The sequence below is a fragment of the Sediminibacterium sp. TEGAF015 genome (genome assembly GCF_025997995.1).
Classification (GTDB): domain Bacteria; phylum Bacteroidota; class Bacteroidia; order Chitinophagales; family Chitinophagaceae; genus Sediminibacterium.
On the sequence record NZ_AP026683.1, the window covers coordinates 499367 to 522792 of the forward strand.

Consider the following 23426-nt stretch of genomic DNA (forward strand, 5'->3'; position numbering starts at 1 on the left):
CCATTTTGGTCTAAAAGTTTATGGTAAAAGAAGATATTTTTAAGGAAGACATCCTACGGGAAGCCCAAAAGCTTTTCCAGCTATATGGCCTTAAAAAGACCACTATGGAAGAAATTGCTAAGGCATTGGGTAAGGGCAAAAGCACATTATATTACTACTATCAAAGCAAGGAGCAAATTTTTGAGGAAGTGCTACAGCGCGAATTGCAGGAAGTGTTCAGGCAAACCCAAATTGCCGTTGAAAGCGTAAATTCTGCCGAAGAAAAATTAAAGGTTTTTGCTGTTACAAGAATTAAGGTTCTTAGCAATATGTTGAATCTATACCGCTTGGTATGTGGAGAATTCGTTGAACAAATTCCCTGCGGACGGGTTTTATTTAATGAATATTCGCAATTGGAAACCAAACTGATCCGGTCTATTTTAACATATGGTATTGAAAAAGGGGAGTTTAACCGGGAAATTGAACAGGAAATGGATTTATTACCCTCTGTAGTAGTTAGCAGTATACGTGGAATAGAACGGGATTTTTTCAACGATAAGTTAGTAGGTCTGGAACATAGAATTGGCGCTATCTCCAATTTGTTCGTAAATGGACTTAAGCAAAATAGTAAATAACTGTTATTAATATATAAAGCGCAAGAATTATGAAACAAAACATCGCCCCTGCAGAAGGGAAACTCGGTATCTTGATTCCAGGTTTAGGTGCCGTTGGCACCACTATGATTGCAGGTGTAATTGCTGTCAATAAAGGTTTATCACAGCCCGTTGGTGCTTTAACGCAGATGGGTAATATTCGTTTGGGAAAGAGAACCGAGAATCGCTATCCATTAATCAAGGATTTTGTTCCATTAGCTAATCTGACTGATATTGTTTTTGGTGGATGGGATGTGTATGCAGATAATGTATTTGAAGCAGCAATGAACGCAAAAGTTCTTGAACCTATGTTGTTACATGCCGTTAAACCAGAGCTAGAAGCCATTAAGCCCATGAAAGCGGTTTTTGATCGAGAATACATCAAGAACTTAGATGGAACTCATATTAAGGAAGGTAATTCCAAATGGGATCTGGCTCAGCAGGTAATAAATGATATTGAACAATTTAAAAAGGATAATGGGTGTAGCCGTGTTGTTATTGTATGGTGCGGATCTACAGAAAAATATATTGAAACCAGTGCGGTACACGAAACTTTAGCTGCTTTTGAAGCGGGATTAAAAAACAATGATCCTGCCATTGCTCCAAGTATGATTTATGCGTATGCAGCTTTAAAACTGGGAGTGCCTTATGCAAATGGAGCGCCTAACTTAACCGTTGATATTCCTGCATTGGAAGCATTGGCAAAAGAAACACAAACTCCAATTGCCGGTAAAGATTTCAAAACAGGACAAACTTTAATGAAAACGGTATTGGCTCCGGGCTTACATGCAAGAGCGTTGGGAGTAAGAGGTTGGTTCTCCACCAATATTCTGGGTAACAGAGATGGTTTGGTATTGGATGATCCTGATAACTTTAAAACAAAAGAAGTTTCCAAGTTGAGTGTATTAGAAGATATTCTTCAACCAGAAGTAAATCCTTCTTTGTATGGCGATTTGTATCATAAAGTTAGAATCAACTATTATCCTCCTCATGGTGATAACAAGGAGAGCTGGGATAATATCGACATTTTTGGCTGGCTAGGTTATTCTATGCAAATTAAAATCAACTTCCTTTGCCGTGATTCTATTTTGGCAGCTCCCATTGTATTAGATCTAGCATTGTTTATGGATCTTGCCAAGCGTTCTAATATGAGTGGTATTCAGGAGTGGTTGTCTTTTTACTTTAAATCTCCACAGACTTTGCCTGGATTAAGACCTGAACATGATATTTTCAAACAATTAATCAAGTTGCAAAATACATTGAGACATATCATGGGTGAAGATTTGATTACACATCTTGGATTGGATTACTACCAGGATGTAGTGGAAGCACTATGATAAAAATACATGAGATATTATCCAGCTTTTTTGGAATAGGATATATAAAAAAAGGTGGAGGAACAGTAGCAGCTATTGCAACAGCAATTATTTGGTTTGTTGCAGTAGCTGAACCTGATTCCCCGATAGTGTTAGGAGTCACTTTAGTGGTAACATTATACGGTGTTTGGGCTGGAAATGAAGTAGAAAGAAATTGGGGAAAAGATAGCAGTAAAGTAGTACTTGATGAAGTAGCAGGAATGTTGGTTGCATTGTTATTTATTCCAGTTTCGGTGGTAAATGTTTTATTTGCCGTAGTACTTTTTAGGTTTTTTGATATTCTCAAACCTTTGATGATTCGCAAGTTGGAAAAATGGCCGGGAGGCTGGGGGGTGATGGGAGATGATGTGCTGGCGGGCATTTATAGTAATATTGTTCTGCAGTTATTTCTTCTTTTACAACTATGGTAAAAACTGCATTCATAAAAGCCCAGGCATCTTCATTAATTGCATCGCTGGTCGATTTTTTGATGACAGTAATGATGGTTGAATGGTTCAGGTTATATGCAGTGCTGGGAGCAGCCATTGGAACAATTTCCGGTGGGGTTGTTAATTTTCTTTTGGGTAGAAACTGGGTATTTACGGGGGGATCAAAACCGGTTTCTGTGCAGGCCTTCCGTTATTTTTTGGTGTGGGTAGGCAATTTCATTTTAAACATTGCAGGAATGACGCTAATGATTCAGGTTGTTCATGCTAATTATATTTTTTCAAAAATTTTAATTTCTCTGTTGGTCGGAATCTTTTATAACTATCTGTTGCAGGGAAAATTTGTATTTAAATAAAGGTCTATGAAAGACAGATTCGGGTTTAAGTTAATCATCATGCTGATGAGCATTTTATTTGTTCATCAATTAAGCGCTCAGGAAACTGTGGTTAAGGGTATTGTTGTTGATTCAATAACCAAGAAGCCTTTGCAAGGGGTAAGTGTTTATTTTTTGAAGGGAAGAGGGGTAGTTACAGACAGCCTTGGACGTTACATGATTATTACCAATACGAGCATAAATAAAGTGGTTGTTTCTTCTGTTGGATTCCGACAGGTTCAGTTTACGGTTAATCGATTTAAGATGCAGGAATTGAATATTGAATTAGGACCAGACCCTTCATTATTAACTAATGTAACTGTATCAACCAATAAAAGGGCAAAGTATAGAAACAAAGACAATCCGGCTGTAGAGCTTATTAGGAAAGTAATTGAGAACAGGGATAACAATAAAGTAGCAAGTTATGATTATGTTGAGTACGAGCAGTACGAAAAAATAAATGCAGCATTAAGCTCTGCCAATGATAAGGTTACTAATTCTCGTATGTTAAAAAAATATAGTTTTCTCTTCGAGAACAGAGATAGCTCTAAGTTAAGCGGCAAATCCCTGATTCCTATTTACATGGAAGAACGCTTGTCCAAGCAATATCTTCGTAAGGATCCTTCTGCTTCCAAATCCATTATCTTGGGCGAGAAGAAAGTTAATTTCGGAAGTTATATTGATAACGATGGATTGAGTTCGTTGCTGAACAGATTATATGAAAATGTAGATATCTACGAGAATAATATTCCCATTTTTACCTATCAGTTCCTCAGTCCAATCGCAAATGCTGCACCTACTTTTTACATGTACTATATCAGAGATACTGTCACTGATGATTATGGAACCAAGTTGGTGAAATTGTATTTTACGCCGCGAAATACCAATGACCTATTATTTAGAGGCAACATGTTTATTACGTTAGATGGCAACTATGCCGTTCAGAAAATAAATATGTTCATTAGTAGAAATGCCAATATTAACTGGATTAAGGAATTACATGCCGATTTGGAATTTGAGAGAGGAGAAGACAAAAAGTACCATGTAGTCAAGAGCAATCTGATGGCCGACATGGGTTTGAGCAAGAGCAGTACCAGTGGTGGTTTCTTTGGTGAAAGAACCGTTTCTTACAAGGGGTTCACTACCAATAAGCCATTGGCAGACTCCATTTTCGAGGGGCCTGCAATTGTTAGAAATGAGGCTGTAATATCGAAAATGCCAGACAGTTTCTGGGTTTCACGAAGACATAATCCCTTGTCTGTGCCAGAATCAAAAGTGTACAGCAATATTGATAGTCTGGAGAAAATGCCTTCTTTCAGAAGGACCCTGGCTTTATTTACTTTATTATTTGCCGGATATGGAAATTTAGGACCTGTTGAAATTGGACCGGTAAATACATTCTATAGCTTTAATCCGGTAGAAGGATTCAGATTACGTGTTGGTGGTAGAACTACTCCAGCCATGAGCAAACGACTGTATTTTGAAACCTATGGTGCTTATGGATTTAATGACAAACAATGGAAGGGCTTTTTAAGTGCAACTTATTCACTCAACAATAAGTCTATTTATACCTTCCCACTCAATTATATTAGAATAAGTGCGCAGAGTGATACCAAAATTCCCGGACAAGATTTAGAGTTTGTGCAAGAAGATAACTTTTTGCTTTCTTTTAAAAGAGGCAACAACGAACGCTGGTTATACAATAATACCTATCAGTTTGAATATGTAAAAGAATTCAAGAATCGTTTATCATTCAATATTGGTTTTAAGAACTGGCATCAACAACCTGCAGGTATTTTAACCTATACCAAGGCCAATAATGAAAATATTCAGAACGTAATAACAACTGAAATAAACGGACAAATCCGTTATGCACCGAATGAAAAATTTTATCAGGGTAAAGTATATCGTATTCCTATTTTTACTAAGTACCCCATATTTACTTTAAGCGCAGCCGCGGGTGTTAAAGGATTGCTGGGTGGTCAATACAACTACCAGAAGCTGGATTTGAGAATAGAAAAAAGAAACTATCTGGGAAGATTGGGATATGCGGATGCAACGCTAGAAGGTGGATATATTTTTGGTCAATTGCCATTCCCATTGCTTACGGTACACAGAGCCAACCAGACTTTTGCCTATCAGTTGAATTCCTATAATATGATGAACTTCCTGGAATTCGTGAGTGACAGATACGCATCATTTACTTGGGTACATCATTTCATGGGAATTGTCTTTAACAGAGTGCCCTTGTTAAAAAAGCTTAAATTCAGAGAAGTGGCTTCATTCAAAATATTGTACGGAGGTGTAAGAGATGAAAACAATCCAACACTGAATCCCAATTTATTCAAGTATCCAACAATTAACGGTGCAACCACAACTTTTGCACTTGATCCGGCAAAGCCATATATGGAAGCTAGTGTTGGGGTAGAAAATATTCTAAAGATTTTACGTGTTGACTTTGTTAAGCGTTTAAGCTACTTAGATAACCCGGGAATTTCTCCTTACGGTATCAGAACCAGATTCAGATTTGATTTTTAATTTGAATTCTTCAATGTTACAATTTGAAAAAAACAATTACAAATGAACCAGTCGAATCCGAAATTCAGAGATAGAGCACAACAGATGATTTATGTTGTGATTAATCCCTTTGTTAAATTCTTAATAAAGCTGGGACTTACGCCAAATGCAGTTACTTTTATTGGTCTTCTGCTAAATATTCTGGTAACTGCAATTTTTATTGAAGGTGCAGAAAAAGGACATAGAGGAGAGTTGAGTTATATTGGCTGGGCTGGGGCAATGGTTTTATTTGCTGGCGTTTTTGATATGCTCGATGGTCAGGTAGCCAGATTGGGGAAAATGTCTTCTTCTTTTGGTGCACTGTTCGATTCTGTTTTGGATCGGTATAGTGAATTGGTTTTGTTTCTAGGGATTTGTTATTATCTGATTTCACACCATTATTTTTATAGTTCTCTTTTTGCATTTATTGCCATGATTGGTTCTTTAATGGTTAGTTATACCCGTGCAAGAGCTGAAGGGCTGGGGGTAGAATGCAAGGAAGGGTTGATGCAAAGACCAGAACGAGTAATCACAATTGGAGTTACAGCTATTGCTTGTGGTATAACTTCTTACTTTATCGGTGGAGATTTTAAAGTGTATTTACCAGGGACAACTGTTCAGGTATTTGAAACCATTTCGGTATTTACAATACCGCTGACTATAATGGCCGTGCTTACCAATTATACTGCTTTTAAAAGATTACTGGATGCAAAAGCTGCATTGGATCTGAAGGACAAACAGAATCTTGGGTTGTAATAATTGAGTCGAATATTTCTGCAAAGGCAGAAAGCTTATAAAGAATATAAATTTTAAATTAAAAAAAGGTAAAGCGTGAATTTAGGGAGAAAGCGATTTTTAGTTTTTTTAATTCTCTTAACTGGAATCTTCAGCATGGTCAATAGTGGCATTGCTGCAAATAGGGAAAGTGTAGATAAAATGATGTACAATACGGATCCGCAGGATACATTTCCTGTACCCGTTGGCATTAAAAATCAGCTATTCTATTTACAAAGAACTACCAATACCAATACGATTATTTATTCTCTAAATGTAAATGACAAAGGGGAACTGGATGAGAGTACCCCAGTAAAAGTTTTCTGGATTCGTTATCCGGAAGGGGGGATGCGCAAAGAATTGAATTTTATTCAAAAAGCATTTGCCTATGGTACTATTTCAAGAAAGAACAGGGATGGAAGCTTTACTATTCAGCTGGTTGCTTACAAAAAGAAAGAATTTACGCTTAAAAAATCTCTTCTAGACAATACCTATAAAATGTATACCCTCATTAACAATAAGGAATCTGAAATAAAAAGGGTTTACATTCAGATTGATCCCGGAGGCACTTTGTTTAATCCCAATGTCAGGTATATTGAAATGAAGGGGAAGGAAGCAGCTACCAACAAGCCTATTATGGAAAGATTTAAACCTTAATTGTTTTTTATGCCTTTTAAGTCAAAGAAAATAAAAGCATCCATACTTGTTTTGTTTTTTTCTATTGCCTATCTGGTATTGTCTTATTTCCTGATTGGATTTAAAACAGATCAACTGGTGCTGGTTGGTTTGTTTAATTTCATGTATTACTTATCGGCAGTCACAAGGAAGTTTATTCTTGGGTTTACCGTCTTCATCGTTTTCTGGATCATTTTTGATTACATGAAAGCATTTCCAAATTATGAATACAATACTGTTAGTATTCGGGAATTATACAATCTAGAAAAAAGTATATTCGGATTTACTTATCAGGGAAAAGTGGTTACTCCCAATGAATTCTGGTTATTGAATCATAATAACCTATTGGATGTACTTGCTGGTTTATTTTATTTAAGCTGGATTCCTGTACCCCTCATTTTTGCCGGTGTTTTGTTTTTTACCAGAAGGAGAGAATTCTTTTATTTTTCGCTTACTTTTTTATTGGTTAATCTTTTAGGATTCTGTATTTATTACATATATCCGGCAGCTCCACCTTGGTATGTACAACAATACGGGTTTGATTTCATAGCGAATACCCAAGGGAACACCGCTGGGCTACACCGATTTGATGAATACTTTGGAGTGGAAATTTTCAAAGGTTTGTATGAAAAGAGTTCAAATGTATTTGCTGCTATGCCTTCACTGCATTCTTCTTATCCCTTAATTGTTTTGTATTATGCTGTTCGAAATAAATTGGGTCCAATCAACTGGGTTTTCGGAACCATCATGATTGGTATTTGGTTTGCTGCTATTTATAGCAGTCATCATTATGTATTGGATGTATTAGCAGGTATATCTTGCGCCATTACAGGCATCTGGCTTTTCCAGCGATTTATCCATTCAAAAAGTTGGGTACATCGTTCAGTTGAAAAAGCAATTGACGCACTTAAATAAAAGGACAAGGCGAAGCGTTAAATAAAAGGCTTGCAAATTCTTCTGGCAATGGGGACCAATATAAAGGGAAATACAAAAGCAGCAACAACATCAACTGTATAATGCACATGCTGAATTAATACCAGGACTCCGACTGCTATTGCACCAGTAAATACAATCACTTTATGGCTTTTTTTATGCATACACAATGCGAACGTTACAAGGGTTGCAGTATGGCCAGAGAAAAACAGATCTTTTGTAATAAACCGGGCTCCGTAGATGGTATTGGTTATCGGATCAATTAATTCTATGAGACCAACAGGTGGTTCCAGGGGTACCAGATAAATGCTCAGTATTCTGGATAACGACAGTACATTAAATGCCCACAACATCTGTAGCATTCTTTCAGGTTTCTGCAGGTTGATATACAAACACGTAAGACTGAGTGACCAAATAATAATGAAAGTGGGTATAGATACATTGGCACTGTCTATATAATCTAATACAAGGTCATTGAGCAGAATACCCTTTCTTGCTTCTATAAAAGCAAAATAATAGGGTAGGAAGGCTACCAGCATAACCAGCACCAGAATTCCTAAGGAAAGCTTATTTCTGAAAGCTTTATTTTTAAGGAATCCATCCCAGTTTTTTTTCATCATGCCGCAAAAGTAGGGCTAGTAATGCCAACGAACAAATGCTTCCATGGCCGCATATTTCGTCATGCCCAATGCTGCATATAAATTAGCAGTATTGGCATTTCTGTCTTCTGCACGTTGCCAGAACTCTCTATTGTCAGAGCCCTGGAAGGGAACCATGTCTTTTTGAGATTGATGGATGAAAATACCAAAACGCTTTTTCTTTACTTGGTCTGGACTCATTGGGATGGCCATTTCAATTTCTGCAATATCCCATTCCTGCCATGCACCTTTGTACAACCATACCCAGCAATCTTTAACCCAGTCGTCACCGGCAGCTTTAATTCTTCTGAGTGCTTCAAAAACGGCTTCCAGACAAACGCGGTGTGTACCATGAGGATCGGCTAAGTCTCCAGCACAGTATACCTGGTGAGGTTTTATTTTTCTGAGCAATTCCATGGTAAGCAGAATGTCTTCTTCTCCCAGAGGCTTTTTTTCTATGGTTCCTGTTTCATAAAATGGCATATTCATAAAATGCCATCTTCCTTCCGGAAGACCAACATATCTGCAGGTTGCTTTTGCTTCGCCTCTTCTGATTAATCCCTTGATAGCCCTGATTTCGCTGGTATCCATCTGGTCTTTTTTCTTTGAAGCGATAAAGCGTTCGGCCGAGCTTAACTGCTCAATACTTTTGCTGTTATCTACACCAAACATTTCTTCGAATCCTACTGCAAAATCTATGAATCGAGTTACGAATTCGTCCGTTACAGCAATATTTCCACTGGTCTGATAAGCAACATGAACTTCATGACCCTGATCGTGTAAACGCATGAATGTACCTCCCATGCTAATGATATCATCATCCGGGTGCGGAGAAAAGATTAAACATCTTTTGGGATGTGGTTCTGATCTTTCAGGGTGTGCAGGAATTACTGCATTGGGTTTTCCTCCAGGCCAACCCGTAATGGTATCTCTCAACATGTAGAATACCTGTAAGTTAATTTCGTAAGCATCATCTTGCTCTACCAATAAATCGGATAATCCATTCTCCGTATAATCAAGCGAAGTAAGACTAAGTACAGATTTGTTCAATTTCAATGCTAAGTTAACTACGGCTCTTTTAATCATTTGTTTTGTCCAGACGCAGTCTCCGGTTAACCACGGAGATTTGATGCGGGTAAGTTCGGTAGATGCGGCCTGGTCAATAATAAACGTACAGTCATTGTGCTGTTGCAAAATACTGGCTGGAATGCTTTCCGTAACATGGCCTTCAACGGATTTTGCAACAATGCTCGCTTTATTTCCCCATGCCAACAAGATAATTTTCTTTGCTTTTAAAATGGTGCTAATCCCCATTGTTACAGCTAATCTGGGCACTTTGGTGATGGTGCCAAACTCATAGGAGTTAGCCAATCGGGTACTGTTTTCCAGATTAACCAGTCTTGTTTTAGATAATATACTAGAGCCTGGTTCATTAAATCCTATATGACCATTTTGTCCAATTCCCAAAACCTGTAAATCTATACCTCCAGCCGCTTCAATGGCTTGTTCGTAAGAAGCACAGTATTTTTTCATTTCCTCTTTAGGAGCATTCCCATTTGGTAAATGAATATTGCTAGGGTCAATATCAATATGATTGAACAAATTGCGATGCATAAAACTCCAATAGCTTTGGTAGGCTTCTTTATCTATTGGATAGTATTCGTCTAGGTTGAACGTAATCACATTCTTAAAACTCAATCCTTCTTCCCGATGCATACGAACCAGTTCTGCATACATTTTAATAGGAGTAGAGCCAGTGGCTAACCCCAATACTACATTCTCTCCTTTAGCGGCCTTTTCTTTTATCAATTGAGCAATAACTTGAGCTGCGTAAACTGAGCCATCTGCTGGCGTAGGATAGATTTTGACTTCTATTTTTTCGAAAGAATCGACCATTGTTAAACGATTTTGCATGGCTAATTTACATTAAAGCTTCCCAAAAAGCAGGGTTTTGAGATATATTTTGCGGTTTTTTAAGGATTTTTGGTGTTTTCTGTGCTGTTATTGGCGGGATCAAAGTATGCTTTTGAATAATTGATTCCCATCCAATCATAGCGCTTAAACTGATGCTGCAGTCTTTTTTCAAAATTGTTCCAATCTTTTTTCTCTTTTGGCGTCCATAAAACTTCACTAAGCGCACTCATTCTTGGAAAAATCTGGTATTCAACTTTTGAAGTATTTGTCATGTATTCAGTCCACACATTTGCCTGAGCACCCAAAACATATTTGGCTTCTGCTGCTGTTAAAGCTTTTGGAATCGGATCATAGCTGTATACTTTTTGAACAGTTGTATAACCTCCAATGGTAACGGAGTCCTCATTTTTTGTTTGCTTGTGATCAAAATACATCCAGCCACCAGGAGTCATAATAACATTGTGTTTTTGTTTGGCAGCTTCAATGCCACCTTGCTCACCTCTCCAGCTCATTACTGTTGCATTTGGTGCAAGACCACCTTCCAGAATTTCGTCCCAGCCAATAATTTGCTTCCCCTTACTATTTAAATATTTTTCTACTCTTTGAATAAAGTAGCTCTGCAGTTCATGCTCATCCTTCAAGCCTTTCTCTTTGATTAACTGTTGACAGAAAGAAGATTTCTTCCATGCTTCTTTTGGACATTCATCGCCTCCAATATGAATATATTTAGAAGGGAATAACTGAATTACTTCATCAAATACATTCTCTAAAAATTTAAATGTGGTTTCGGTAGGCGCAAAAACATCTTCAAAAACGCCCCAGGTTTGCTGTACTTGTTTTCCTGTTCTTGATCCGTTCCAGGCTACTTTTGCCGGCACTTTGGTGCTTGAATCAGGAAAACAACTTAGCTCCGGGTAAGCGGCAATCGCGGCAGAAGAGTGTCCAGGTAGTTCAATTTCCGGTATCACTTCTACATATCTATCTGCGGCATATCTAACCACTTCTTTAATTTGTTCTTGGGTATAATAGCCACCATATCGGGTGTTGGTATTGCCTGTTCCGGGATATCTTCCAATGGTCGTACCATTTCTGAAGGCACCAACTGAAGTTAACTTCGGATATTTTTTGATTTCAATTCTCCAGCCCTGATCTTCTGTAAGATGCCAATGAAAGGTATTCATTTTATGCATCGCAATGAAGTCGATATATTTTTTTATGAAATCTACCGGGAAAAAATGTCTTGCTACGTCTAAGTGCATGCCTCTGTATGCAAATCTGGGTTGGTCTTTTACCGATAATTGAGGTATGGTCAGGTTACTTTCTTTGCTGAATGGGAATAGCTGAATTAAGGACTGAACACCATAAAAGACCCCTGCTTCATTGTCACCCTCAATTACCACACCGTCATTATTAACTTCCATTTGATAGGCTCCTGGAATGCTATAATCCATACGCGCATAGGACAATACAATATTGCCTTGATGTTTCGCAGTCTTTGATATAGGTAATGATAAACCATACATTTTTTTTATGTATGCTTGTAAAAAGGATGCAGATTTTTCAAGTCCCCCCCCTTTTGTAACAATGATGGTTTTCTTGCCAACAGCAAAAGTTCCCTGACCCATTTTCAATTCGGCTGGTTGAGGGATGATGGGGCTTTGCTGTGCAAAAGAAGAGAGCATACATAAACATGAAATGGCAAGAAATAAGTATTTCATAATTGTAATTAATCGTTGAGGCTTAAAAGTAAAAAAGATTCCCCTGAACGAGGAATCTTTTATTTAAAAAATACGGTAAAAAATAAAATCAGAAGTTATACTACACGCGTTAACTTAATCAGGTTAGTTGGTAAATGCTGATCTACCGGTGTACTACCAGTATTAATTACCGCATCTCCTGTCTTTAAAAATCCTCGTTGTTTTAAAATATCAATTTGGTCAGCAACAATATCATCTAAACTTTCTTCTTCAGAATAATAAAACGCCCTTACGCCCCAGCTCAAACTTAATTGGTTAACCAGGGATCTTTCTTTAGTGAAAATAAATAAGGGAGATGAAGGTCTATAACTGCTTAGCATAAAAGCGGTATAACCACTCTGGGTCATTCCAATTAAAGCGTTTGCGGAAACGTCTTCTGCCATTTTTGCTGCATTATAACAAACTGCATCGCTGTAAAAAGACGGAGAGTGTGGTTGAGGTTTCAAATCTTCTGAACGATTGTATCTGTATTCATTTTTTTCAACCTCGGCAATAATCTTACGCATGGTTTCAACTACCAATGCTGGATGCTGTCCAGCAGCTGTTTCGCCACTTAACATCACAGCATCAGCACCTTCTAGCACGGCATTAGCCACATCCGTAATTTCACTTCTGTTTGGCTTAACCCGGTCAATCATACTTTCCATCATCTGGGTAGCTACAATAACAGGTTTTGCTCTGTGAATACATTTGCGAATCAATTCTTTCTGAATCAAAGGAATTTGTTCTACTGGTAATTCAACACCTAAGTCTCCTCGAGCTACCATGATAGCATCACTTTCAATTATGATATCACGAATATTTACAAGTGCTTCTGGCTTCTCAATTTTAGCAATAATCTTCGTCTTGCTTTTCTTTTCGTCTAGCTTACTTCTTAAGATAACGATGTCTTTTACACTTCTTACAAAACTAAGTGCCACCCAATCGCATTGTTGCTCAATGATGAATTCAAGGTCAGCTAGATCTTTTTCTGTTAAAGCAGGTAAAGAAATTTTTGTATCGGGTAAGTTTAATCCCTTCTTAGAAGAAAGAATTCCCCCTAAAGTTACAACAACCTTAACATCACCATTCTTCTCGATACCTGTTACTTTTACTTCAATCTTACCATCGTCAATCATGATGGTATTCCCAATAACTACATCGCCTGCAAGGTTGGGATAAGAAACATAAATTTTTTCTTTTGTACCAATGCATTTTTCGTTAGTGAATGTTAAGATATCACCTACTTGTAAATCCAATGCATTGTTTTCTATTTCACCCACTCTTAATTTGGGACCTTGTAAATCTGCAAGAATAGCAATATTATAAGGTTGTGTTTTATTGATGTTCCTGATATGTTCAATAATGGCTAACTTATCTTCATGGCTTCCGTGTGAGAAATTCAATCTGAAAACATTCACTCCGGCTTTCACCAAATCTAACAGCTGGTCGTATGAATCACAGGCTGGTCCAACCGTAGCAACAATCTTTGTTTTGTGCATCACGTGCTTTACACCTGCTGCCTTGTCCATGTTCTTGTGTAGATACTTCTCTAAATTCTTTGACATTGTTTTGGTTTATTTTAAGGGGGGATTAACTGGCTAGAATTTTTACAATCTTTAACCAATCTTCCGAAATTTTTTGTTTTGCTTTAATTGCTAAATCTAGTGGGGTATAGTGTAGCTGGTTATTTAATATCCCAACCATTACATTGTTGGTGCCATTCAGTAAGCATTCAACTGCAGCAAATCCCATACGGCTCGCAATTAATCTGTCTAAGCAAGTAGGGGAGCCACCTCTTTGTATATGACCTAATATACATACCCTTGTATCTGCTTGAGGGAGTCTTTTTTTGATGATACTGGAAATTTCATTGGCGCCATATTTATCTCCTTCAGCAACAACAATGATATTAACTAGTTTTTTTCTTTTTTCCTGCTCAGATAATGAACTTATTAAGGCCTCAATATCTGTTTCCGTTTCGGGAATCAGAATGTTTTCTGCACCAGTTGAAATACCGCTGTGCAAAGCAATATATCCGGCATCTCTTCCCATAACTTCTACTATGAAAAGCCTGTCGTGTGCATCAGCTGTATCTCTGATTTTATCTATTGCACTCACAGCTGTATTAACAGCCGTATCAAACCCAATGGTAAAATCGCTTCCTGCAATATCTTTATCAATAGTCCCTGGCAAGCCTATGCAAGGAATGTCAAATTCATTGCTGAATTTCTGAGCCCCTTTAAAGCTACCATCTCCGCCAATGATTACCAGACCATCAATCCCTCTTTTCTTTAGGTTCTCATAAGCAATTTTTCTGCCCGCATGTTCCATGAATTCCATAGAACGCGCTGTTTTTAATACAGTGCCTCCTCTTTGAATTATATTGGCAACCGACCTGGAGTTCATTGGAAAAATATCATCATCAATCATGCCACTGTAACCGCGCATGATGCCAAATACTTCCAATCCATGGTATAATCCGGTTCTTACTACTGCTCTAATGGCGGCATTCATGCCCGGGGCGTCTCCCCCTGATGTTAAAACTCCAATCTTACTGACTTTTTTATTGCCCATGTTTTACAATCTCTGTTATAAATAGATCCGTTTATAAAACGTAAGTAATGTGTATACCTTACACGGAGTTTCAAAAATACGAATTTGAAGTCACATTGCCTTGTACTGTTCGTATTGGTTTTTTCGTAGCATTGTGTTATGAAAGTAATGATTACTGGAGCTAATGGTTTTACAGGTCAGCATTTAGCTGTATTCCTTGCAGATCAAGGGTTTCCCATATTTGCAGTTTCACGTGGTTCTACACTTATGATAGCTCATTCAGGAATAAATTATCATACATGTGAACTAACAAATGTTAGTTCGGTGACGCAACTGGTTGAAGCCATACAACCTGATTGGATTATTCATGTTGCAGCCATGAGTAAACCGGATGAGTGTGATTGCAAAAGAGAAGAATGTATAGCAAATAATGTAGAAGCAACCATTCATTTGGGTGAAGCTGCGCTAAAAGTAAATGCAAGGTTTGTCTATTTTTCAACTGATTTTATTTTTGGAGAAAATGGTCCACACCAGGAAGATGACACACCAGATCCACTCAATTTTTATGGTGTTTCTAAGTGGCAGGCAGAGCAATGGGTTAGGAAGCATATTCCATCCGCCGTTATTGTAAGACCTGTTTTTATGTATGGTCCTCAACATTTGAATGGAAGGCCAAGTTTTATTCAATGGGTAGAACAACAACTACAGCAAGGTAAAACAATCAAGGTAGTGAATGATCAATTCCGAACACCTACTTATGTAATGGATATTTGTGTTGGAGTACAAACGATCATTACTGAGAATCATGCTGGAATTTTTCATCTGGCCGGTCCTGAAATAATTACGCCTTACGAGATGGCCGTTCAGGTGGCAAAAGTTTTGTCACTAGACGAAAAACTGATTATACCTGTTGATAGCAGTACATTTCCAGAACCCGTAATCAGGGCTAAAAGATCAGGTTTGCAAATAGAAAAAGCAAAGTCAGTTTTAAATTATAAACCCCGCTCTTTTTCAGAGGGGGTTCGATTGTCATTTGTTGCCCAGTGACGTTTTTTTGAATTCAAAAAGTCTTAGGGATTTTACCCTGAACTTGCTATTATTTCAGCGGAAGAAAAATCTCAGCCATCATGCATCGGGCACTACCGCCTCCATTGGTTTCAATGGTTTTGATATCGCTGTGAATAATGGTGTTGTATTGTTCAATTTCATTTATTTGAGTAGTATCAAGTGCCTGGTATGCCTGGCTAGACATCACCAGAAAACGCTGGCCTTTTGCATTGTGCACCTGAAGCATATTGCCGGCAAAATGATTCATTTGATTGAAACTGATTTCAATGATTTTTTTCTTAGTCCCCAGAATTTCCGCTACAACTTTGTCTTGTTCCTGAGCATCTTTGATTGATTCCAAACAAATGATTACGTATTCATCTGCCACGCACATCATTACATTGGTATGATAAATGGGGGCTCCTGCAATATCAACTGAAGTAAATGCTACAGGCTTGTAATTCATTCGAACACAGAATTGTTCTAAGACACTAGTATGTGTTCTGGGAGATAAACATGCATATGCGATTCTGTTTTCTCTATCTAGTACCATGCTTCCTGTACCTTCCAGAAATTGTTCCTTTTCTTCATTGGCTGTAAAATCAAGGGTTTCCACTACTTTGAATTTTTCAGCTATGGCAGACAAAACGGTGGCCTTTCGTTCTTTTCTTCTGTTCAATGCAAACATGGGATACAAACAAATACTTCCATCATCATGAAAGGATATCCAGTTGTTGGGAAATACAGAATCCGGGGTGTAAGGGTCAGGCGTATCTTCTACAACTGTAACATCAATTTCATTTGCTTTTAGTTTCTCAATAAATGTTTCAAATTCTATGCTGGCTTTTTCCTGAATATTTTTTTCTTCAGACGGCGTTTGAAAACTATTGTTCACAGCTGTTTCAGCATTAAAGCTAAAATTCACCGGTTTAATCATTAAAAGATGACTCGTGTGTTGCATAATTACAATTTTAAGGGTTCTCTCCACAATGGCATACTCATACAATGAAATCCTCCGCGTGCACGGGATAATTCGGCAGAAGGCATTAAAATAAAAGTATCTTTAATCTGATCTGTCGTTATGCTTCCAGTTTCTAATAGACGCAATAGTTCTTTTACACCAATGATGGTAAATCCAGCATTCTTGAATGCTTCCGTTGTCTTATCGTTTCTGTCATAGCCTAATACAACTCCCTCCTTTAGTGCAAGTAAATTACAGGAGTCTGTCCATTGCTCTCTTGCGCTGTAGGGAAACTCATTATTGCCTGAGAAAATTATCTGTACCTCTTCCTTGCATTGTAAGTCTACTTTGCTGATATCAATCAAAAGGTCTTCCAGGCTTTCAAAGGAGATAGGTTCCTCTGGTTTGCTTCTATGAAACTGCAGGATTTTGATTTTTTCTTCTTTTTTAATTTCCAGTATTCTTTCAACAGCAGTCTCATCTTCGTGTTTAACGGCTTTTCTAGAAAAATTTCCCAGCATCACCCATACATTTCTTTTGACCTGCGTAAAAACAGTATCTATATGCATATAGTCTCGCTTCTTAGGGATTTTTACAATGGTAACTTTTTCCATTAGTCCCATTTCAAAAAGTGTCTGGGTAATTTTAACTGCTGCTTCTGAAGAGGTACGCTCACTTACGCCCACCAGGATATGATTCTCACTTACTACCATGATGTCTCCGCCTTCAAGCGTTATCTTTCTTTCGTCGTCTTCTTTTGGTAGTAAAAAACTATGATGTGAGTCGGAAAGTTCAATGATTTTTCCAGTGAACTCTGCAAAAAGGGGATGATTAAAGAAAATATATTTAGCCAGTAATGCCTCTCTGGTTCTTGCTTTTTTGGCAGGTTTATTCAATAGAACATAATCTTTGATAGTAATACCTAGATCTCGTGTGAAAATAAAATTGGGAATGGGGGCAAACAGTAATTGCATGCTGGTAGTTGTGCCTGAAATTAATGTCTTTGCAAGTTCATTAGGCTCATAAGTCAGCAGTTCATTTTGCATTTGATAGGTACAACCTTCAATTGCACAGATGGATGATACCAATTGCGTTTTAATTGCTTCATTCTGTAATAAGTCCGCTAACAGCCATTGTAATTCTATTACTTTATCAGATCTGTAAAAATGGGGATGTTCGGGTTTGTAAAAAGCCCTGTTTTCAGTCTCGGAATCTATATATGCCAATTTGCCTTTTATCTTTTCTGGATCCAGAAAGTATAGCAATATTTTGGTGTAATAGTCGTATTCGTCTTTTCGTATAGTGTCTAGATGTACAATGTCTTCAAATAGCCAGTCTTGTGCTTTGGATGGCACTACTTTTCCCAGACCACTGTCCGGGCTATGTACCAATAATCTTCTTAAGGTTCCAATTTCTGATGTTACGGAAACTTTCATAATAATTTATTTTAGGCATATGCATGGCATACGCGTTAATTACAATTGAGTAAAATAATGGGAAGTAATGCTAATTCTAAAGATACTATGAAGCAACGTCAGTGATCGGGCATGGGGTTTAATCCATGGTACATCCAAGCAAAATGCGCTGTTAAAAAAGATATGGTTGTACAATGATTCACAGATTGAAATTACAATTTTATTTCAAACGGCAATTTTCCCTTCAATGTACCAGTAGATTTTACAGGTCGGAAGCGAACAAACATGTCTTCGCTGTACCATTTTTCCTGATAGGTTTTCTTAATAACAGAGGCATGCTCCTGCATTTTGTAGGCAAATTCCTTCATGGAAGCTTTCGATTCCCAAATACTGAATGTTGCCTGCTTTATCCAGGGAACTTCTCCAATTCCAATTGAGATAATGAACCCTTTAGTACCTGCCATTTGATTGGCGATGGCATCAACATGCGACCAGAATCGGCCCAACTGCGATATTCTGATGGTAGCTCTTGTAAGCACACAGATAGGTCCTTCATAGGTGGTTTGCTTGGGTAAATTGCCAAATACTGCTTTTTGATCCCAGGTTCCGTGTCCTTCAATGGGTTCTAACTCCAGTTCCCATATTTCACAACCAAAAAAACGCCACCAATTGGTAATCATTTTAGGTGTTTGCATGTCATCCGCTTCAGTAGCCAGCAATAAAGCCCATTGGCGTAAATCAGGCGTTTTGTCAAAACTTCCATTCTTTCCACAGCCCATTAATTTATAAAAGGAAATTTTTTTGTTCAGCCATAGGGGTAGACGGAATATTGCCATTGATAGAAACCCTGCCCAACCCATTAATGCCGGGTACCTCACAATATGTAAAGTTGCAATCATACAGTAAATTAAACTAAATTTCAATCATGAAATCGATTGTGCATCATATTCAACTGCTGGTTAACACCAGAATGCATACAAATGTTTTACGCGGTTCCGAACTGGCTTTACTGCCAACAATAGCAGATGCTTATCTGATTATTGAGAATGGAATAATACTTCGTTACGGCCACATGCAAGATTTAAATAGGGAAGAGCAGGCTGATGAATGGATAGACGCAACGGGCGCAATGGTAATGCCCGCCTGGTGTGACAGTCACACACATTTGGTTTTTGCAGAAACAAGGGAATCAGAATTTGTAGATAAGATAAAGGGGTTGAGTTACGAAGCCATTGCTACAAAGGGAGGGGGGATATTGAATTCTGCCCGCAAGTTGGCGAATTGTAGTGAAGAGGAGTTGTTTGATAGGGCCATGATCCGCTTACATTCCCTTATGCAATTAGGTACTGGTGCTATAGAAATTAAAAGTGGATATGGCTTGAATACCGAACAGGAATTGAAAATGTTAAGGGTTATTCAGCGCATAAAATCAGCTGCACCAATTCCGGTTAAAGCAAGTTTTCTGGGGGCACATACTTATCCGCTGGCTTATAAAGAGAATCACGAAGGCTATATTGATGAAATTATCAATGAAATGTTGCCTCTAATTGCCAAAGAAAAACTGGCAGACTATATTGACGTTTTTTGTGAACAGGGATTTTTTAATGTGGAAGAAACAGAAAGGATTTGTAAAGCAGGTATTGCATTGGGATTAAAACCTAAAATACATGCGAACCAGCTGCATGCGTCCGGAGGTGTTCAGTTAGGAGTAGGTTTACAAGCAGTATCAGTGGATCATCTGGAAACGATGGATGCGGACGCCATAAAAGCATTGAGCAATTCAAATACTATTGGAACACTGCTGCCAACTGCTGCGTTCTTTCTAAGAATGCCTTTTCAGCCTGCCAGAACTTTGCTGGAAGCCAATGCAGCTATTGCACTGGCGTCAGACTATAATCCCGGCTCTAGCCCAAGTGGTAATATGAATTTTGTGGTATCCCTAAGTTGTATTCAAATGCGCATGCTTCCGGAAGAAGCTATCAATGCGGCAACACTTAATGGGGCATACGCCATGGAACTGGGGGAGGAACTCGGAAGTATTACACCCGGTAAAAGAGCCAATCTGATTTTTATGAAGCAAGTTCCTTCGCTTGCTTATATTCCTTATTCTTTTGGGAACAATCTAATTGACAAAGTGATGATCAATGGTCATTTTATTTAGTTATATTTAAGTAAATAATTCTTCAATAAACCTCTCGGGTATGCAACACTTTCGTTTCTATAACAAACAGGATATACTCTCAATAACCCGCATCCGTCGTTTTGAAACCAAGCTGGGTGAGCGAGTTCAGGCCATTACCAATCCTGCCAATCTGGAAGAAAGTTTACGGGCCAGTTCAGCTGATTATATTGTTTTGGGCATCCCTGAAGATATTGGCGTAAAAGCTAACGGGGGGATTGGGGGAACCGACAGTGCATGGTTGTCTTTTTTGCACGCATTTTTGAACATTCAGAGTAACGATTTTCTGGAAGGAAGTAATATCCTTTTACTGGGACATTTTGATTTTTCTTCACTTGCAAATGTAATTGATCAAAATGCTTTGAACTCTGAAGAAAAAATGGAAGCCTATCGTCATGCAGTGAATGCTATTGACGATGCGGTGGAGCAAATTATTCATATTATTACGCAGAACAAAAAGATACCTATTGTTATTGGAGGAGGGCATAATAATGCTTATCCATGTATCAAAGGCGCTGCCAAAGGGTTTTATAAAGCAGGCGTAATACCAATTGCTCAAATTAATGCGGTTAATTTAGATGCACATGCCGATTTCAGACCCATGGAAGGTAGACATAGTGGGAATGGGTTTACTTATGCTGAAGAAGATGGTTATTTAGAAAAGTATTGTGTTATTGGCATACATGAAAATTATATTCCTCAGAATGTATGGATGGATATGGTAAACAATCCTTTTATAGATTGCATTACTTACGAAGATATTTTCATTCATGAAAAACGAACCTTTCTACAGGCAGTTGCGCATGCCACATCTTTTACGGATGATACACTTTGTGGAATTGAATTGGATTTGGATGCAATTGCAGGTGTATTATCCAGTGCTCAATCCAAAGTAGGTATCAGCCCGGTTCAGGCCAGGCAGTTTATTCAATATGCAGCGGCAGATACTAAAGCTGCTTATTTGCATATATCAGAGGGTGCAGTACAATTAACCAATGGAGAGAAAGATCCAGGTACAGGAAAATTAATTAGTTATTTGGTCAGCGATTTCATAAAAGGCCAGCTGATATATTAACTTTTATTTTACAGTTTAATTTTTCTACTAACGCTTTACGTCGTACTTTTGCGGCGCAATTGAGCAGTTTTTTATCAGTATTTCACAGGTAGACTAATAGAAGGCCATTCTATTTCAGGGTTTTTATCAGAATTTCTTACCCGGCTCAACAACATTTGTAAAAAATAAAATAGTAATACAATGAAAGGCGAAGTTATGCCTTCTATCGTGCAGATAGATAAGGCGCATTTTAATGATTTAGTACAAGAAGTAAAAGAAACGTTGGCAACTGAAATGTTTGTTCAAAACAGAGAAGAAAAGAAAAAAGCATTTCGTGCAGTTGATTTGTGGAAAATCCACAGAGAAATGAAATCTGCCAATAGAAATTTCAAGTCTCAGTTTTAATTTCTGACTAATGGTTTAGTTCCCGCACATCGACTCAATGTGTCGGGAACTTTTTATTTTGTTGCTTTTGACAAATCCCAGATGATAAAATTATTGAACCAGCTACTGTTCCAGAATGTATAACGGGGAATTGCATTGCTTTTCAGTCTCTTTAAGAAATCAGCGTAATTGAGCATTTCTGGCTTGGACCACAAAACTTCACTAAGTGCAGTCATCCTGGGAAAAATCATGTAGTCCACTTTTTTTTCATTCTCCATATATTCGGTCCAAACGTTCGCTTGTCCACCGATAATTTTAGTATCGAGGCCTTTGTCTGAAATGGATTTGGGAACAGGATTGTATCGGTACACAGCTTCCAAAGGATTATATCCGTGAATGGCAAGACTATCTTTTGGATCCAGAGATTGATAGTGATCAAAGTAAAAAGGTTTTCCGGGGGTATTGATAACACTAAATCCTTTTGAAGCAGCTTCAATAGCTTGTTTGTCTGTACCCCAGTTCATCACAATAGTACTGGTGTCTAGATCTCCTTCGTTGATTTCATGCCAGCCGATTGTTTGTTTACCCTTGCTCTTCAGCAACTTTGCTACATATTCAATAAAATAGGTTTGTAATGCTGTTTCGTTTTTGATGCCATTCGATTTCATGAATGCCTGCGTTAGAGGATCCTGCTTCCACCATATTTTACTGCATTCATCTCCACCAACATGTATATAAGGAGAGGGGAATAAATCGGCTATTTCAGAAAATACTTTTTCCAGAAACTCAAAACTTGCTTTGGTTGGTGCAAGCACATTGTTCTGGCGATTATACATACCCCAGGTGGTAGCTACTTTCCAGGATGTATCAGGTCTTGTGCTTAGTTCCGGGTAAGCAGCTATGGCAGCCCTGCTATGTCCAGGAATATCAATTTCCGGAATAATGTTAATTCCTCTTACAGCTGCATAATCAATGATTTCTTTTATTTCAGCCTTAGTATAATAACCCCCATATTTTTTCCCATCGTATTTAGCGGGTTGATCTTTGAAATGGCCTATTAAAGTTTCGCTTCTGTAAGCAGCGACAGTATTGAGTTTGGGATAACTGTTTATTTCAATTCTCCAGCCCTGATCATCTGTTAAGTGCCAATGAAATGTATTGAATTTGTGAAAGGTTAAATAGTCAATGTATTTTTTGATATAGGATACTGGAAAAATATGACGTACTACATCCAGATGCATACCTCTGTAAGAAAACCGGGGTTCATCTTCAATGAATACGGGTTTTACTGAAACGTTATTTTGTTTTTCCAATGGCATTAACTGTAGCAAACTCTGAATACCATTGATAAGCCCTCTAACTCCTTCAAATTCAATTCCTATTTTTTCAGCATGAATGGTAATTCTGTACTTCTCATTCGTTAACTGACTGTTATGCACCAGATAAATACCTTTCTCCTTTTTAATTAGTGAATTTGGGTTAAAAGCTGAAACAGTTACCCTGATGCCAGTTTGTTTTTCTATTGCTTGACTCAGGTATTCAGCCTGATCTGAAAATGTTTTATCAGCGAATATGACGGTAGACGCATTCACAAGAAAAGGTTTTGAAGCAGATGGATAACTGATAAAATGCGGCTTAGGAATGATTTCATCAGCAGTTTGCGCCTGCAAGCTAACCGCTATCAACAAGCTGAATAATAGAGTATTTAGTTTTTTCATGATATTGGAAAGGGACTTGGTTTGGTAAAAATATAAAATTGGAGGGTTTATAGGTAAATTGCATTGCTGTATTTGCAAA

The 23426-nt window shown here is 37.9% G+C and carries 21 protein-coding genes; 12 read left to right on the forward strand and 9 right to left on the reverse strand.

The annotated features are described in order from the left end of the window. Window positions 1–20: 20 nt before the first annotated feature. The 8 genes from TEGAF0_RS02265 to TEGAF0_RS02300 all read left to right on the forward strand — a co-directional run bounded on the left by TEGAF0_RS02265 (window position 21) and on the right by TEGAF0_RS02300 (window position 7727). The gene (locus TEGAF0_RS02265; protein ID WP_264899713.1) at window positions 21–614 is read left to right on the forward strand and encodes a TetR/AcrR family transcriptional regulator; all 594 of its coding nucleotides are present in this window, start codon (window positions 21–23) and stop codon (window positions 612–614) included. A 29-nt stretch (window positions 615–643) separates the two neighbouring features. Continuing rightward, window positions 644–1969, forward strand: a complete 1326-nt coding sequence (locus TEGAF0_RS02270) for an inositol-3-phosphate synthase (RefSeq protein WP_264899715.1) — start codon at window positions 644–646, stop codon at window positions 1967–1969. Continuing rightward, the gene (locus TEGAF0_RS02275) at window positions 1966–2418 is read left to right on the forward strand and encodes a phosphatidylglycerophosphatase A family protein (RefSeq protein ID WP_264899717.1); all 453 of its coding nucleotides are present in this window, start codon (window positions 1966–1968) and stop codon (window positions 2416–2418) included. Before TEGAF0_RS02270 ends, TEGAF0_RS02275 begins: the two co-directional genes overlap by 4 nt. Continuing rightward, a complete protein-coding gene (locus tag TEGAF0_RS02280; RefSeq protein WP_264899718.1) occupies window positions 2412–2789 on the forward strand; it encodes a GtrA family protein in 378 nt (125 codons plus the stop codon). The genes TEGAF0_RS02275 and TEGAF0_RS02280 overlap by 7 nt, the downstream gene beginning before the upstream one ends. 6 nt (window positions 2790–2795) lie before the next feature. Next, complete coding sequence (locus TEGAF0_RS02285) at window positions 2796–5345, forward strand: DUF5686 and carboxypeptidase regulatory-like domain-containing protein (protein WP_264899719.1); 2550 nt, start codon at window positions 2796–2798, stop codon at window positions 5343–5345. A 42-nt stretch (window positions 5346–5387) separates the two neighbouring features. Further along, entirely contained in the window at window positions 5388–6119 is a 732-nt protein-coding gene (locus tag TEGAF0_RS02290) for a CDP-alcohol phosphatidyltransferase family protein (protein WP_264899720.1), read from the forward strand. Between the two features lie 75 nt (window positions 6120–6194). Continuing rightward, window positions 6195–6794 (forward strand): DUF4833 domain-containing protein, encoded by a 600-nt coding sequence (locus TEGAF0_RS02295; protein ID WP_264899721.1) that lies wholly within the window; start codon window positions 6195–6197, stop codon window positions 6792–6794. A 9-nt stretch (window positions 6795–6803) separates the two neighbouring features. Next, window positions 6804–7727: a phosphatase PAP2 family protein gene (locus tag TEGAF0_RS02300; RefSeq protein WP_264899723.1), complete on the forward strand. Its 924-nt coding sequence runs from the start codon at window positions 6804–6806 to the stop codon at window positions 7725–7727. Window positions 7728–7744: 17 nt separating this feature from the next. On the opposite strand, the gene TEGAF0_RS02305 is transcribed toward TEGAF0_RS02300, so the two are convergent. The 5 genes from TEGAF0_RS02305 to pfkA all read right to left on the reverse strand — a co-directional run bounded on the left by TEGAF0_RS02305 (window position 7745) and on the right by pfkA (window position 14610). Then, window positions 7745–8365, reverse strand: coding sequence for a sphingomyelin synthase family protein (locus TEGAF0_RS02305; protein WP_264899725.1), 621 nt, complete (start codon window positions 8363–8365; stop codon window positions 7745–7747). Between the two features lie 15 nt (window positions 8366–8380). Beyond that, window positions 8381–10279 carry a glucosamine-6-phosphate deaminase gene (nagB, locus tag TEGAF0_RS02310; protein ID WP_264899728.1) on the reverse strand — a complete coding sequence of 633 codons (1899 nt, stop codon included), beginning with the start codon at window positions 10277–10279 and terminating at the stop codon, window positions 8381–8383. A 77-nt stretch (window positions 10280–10356) separates the two neighbouring features. Beyond that, window positions 10357–12015 (reverse strand): beta-N-acetylhexosaminidase, encoded by a 1659-nt coding sequence (locus tag TEGAF0_RS02315; RefSeq protein ID WP_264899730.1) that lies wholly within the window; start codon window positions 12013–12015, stop codon window positions 10357–10359. A 95-nt stretch (window positions 12016–12110) separates the two neighbouring features. Continuing rightward, a complete protein-coding gene (gene pyk / locus TEGAF0_RS02320) occupies window positions 12111–13601 on the reverse strand; it encodes a pyruvate kinase (protein ID WP_264899732.1) in 1491 nt (496 codons plus the stop codon). A gap of 25 nt (window positions 13602–13626) precedes the next feature. Beyond that, window positions 13627–14610, reverse strand: coding sequence for a 6-phosphofructokinase (gene pfkA, locus TEGAF0_RS02325; protein WP_264899733.1), 984 nt, complete (start codon window positions 14608–14610; stop codon window positions 13627–13629). 138 nt (window positions 14611–14748) lie between these two features. Between pfkA and TEGAF0_RS02330 the strand changes: the two genes are divergently transcribed. Then, window positions 14749–15636 (forward strand): SDR family oxidoreductase, encoded by an 888-nt coding sequence (locus TEGAF0_RS02330; protein WP_264899735.1) that lies wholly within the window; start codon window positions 14749–14751, stop codon window positions 15634–15636. Between the two features lie 49 nt (window positions 15637–15685). On the opposite strand, the gene ctlX is transcribed toward TEGAF0_RS02330, so the two are convergent. The 3 genes from ctlX to TEGAF0_RS02345 form a co-directional block, all read right to left on the reverse strand. Continuing rightward, window positions 15686–16597, reverse strand: a complete 912-nt coding sequence (ctlX, locus tag TEGAF0_RS02335; RefSeq protein ID WP_264899737.1) for a citrulline utilization hydrolase CtlX — start codon at window positions 16595–16597, stop codon at window positions 15686–15688. Between the two features lie 2 nt (window positions 16598–16599). After that, complete coding sequence (locus tag TEGAF0_RS02340; protein ID WP_264899738.1) at window positions 16600–18033, reverse strand: arginine deiminase family protein; 1434 nt, start codon at window positions 18031–18033, stop codon at window positions 16600–16602. Between the two features lie 191 nt (window positions 18034–18224). Then, the gene (locus tag TEGAF0_RS02345) at window positions 18225–18911 is read right to left on the reverse strand and encodes a spheroidene monooxygenase (protein ID WP_264899740.1); all 687 of its coding nucleotides are present in this window, start codon (window positions 18909–18911) and stop codon (window positions 18225–18227) included. Window positions 18912–18937: 26 nt separating this feature from the next. Here TEGAF0_RS02345 and hutI point away from each other — a divergent pair, with 26 nt between their 5' ends. From hutI to TEGAF0_RS02360, 3 genes are all read left to right on the forward strand, one after another. Further along, window positions 18938–20173, forward strand: a complete 1236-nt coding sequence (hutI, locus tag TEGAF0_RS02350; RefSeq protein ID WP_264899742.1) for an imidazolonepropionase — start codon at window positions 18938–18940, stop codon at window positions 20171–20173. 40 nt (window positions 20174–20213) lie between these two features. Then, a complete protein-coding gene (locus TEGAF0_RS02355; RefSeq protein WP_264899743.1) occupies window positions 20214–21266 on the forward strand; it encodes a formimidoylglutamase in 1053 nt (350 codons plus the stop codon). A 180-nt stretch (window positions 21267–21446) separates the two neighbouring features. After that, the gene (locus tag TEGAF0_RS02360) at window positions 21447–21650 is read left to right on the forward strand and encodes a hypothetical protein (protein WP_264899744.1); all 204 of its coding nucleotides are present in this window, start codon (window positions 21447–21449) and stop codon (window positions 21648–21650) included. Between the two features lie 53 nt (window positions 21651–21703). Here the strand turns inward: TEGAF0_RS02360 and TEGAF0_RS02365 are convergent, their stop codons facing one another. Then, a complete protein-coding gene (locus TEGAF0_RS02365) occupies window positions 21704–23347 on the reverse strand; it encodes a beta-N-acetylhexosaminidase (protein WP_264899746.1) in 1644 nt (547 codons plus the stop codon). Window positions 23348–23426 lie beyond the last annotated feature (79 nt).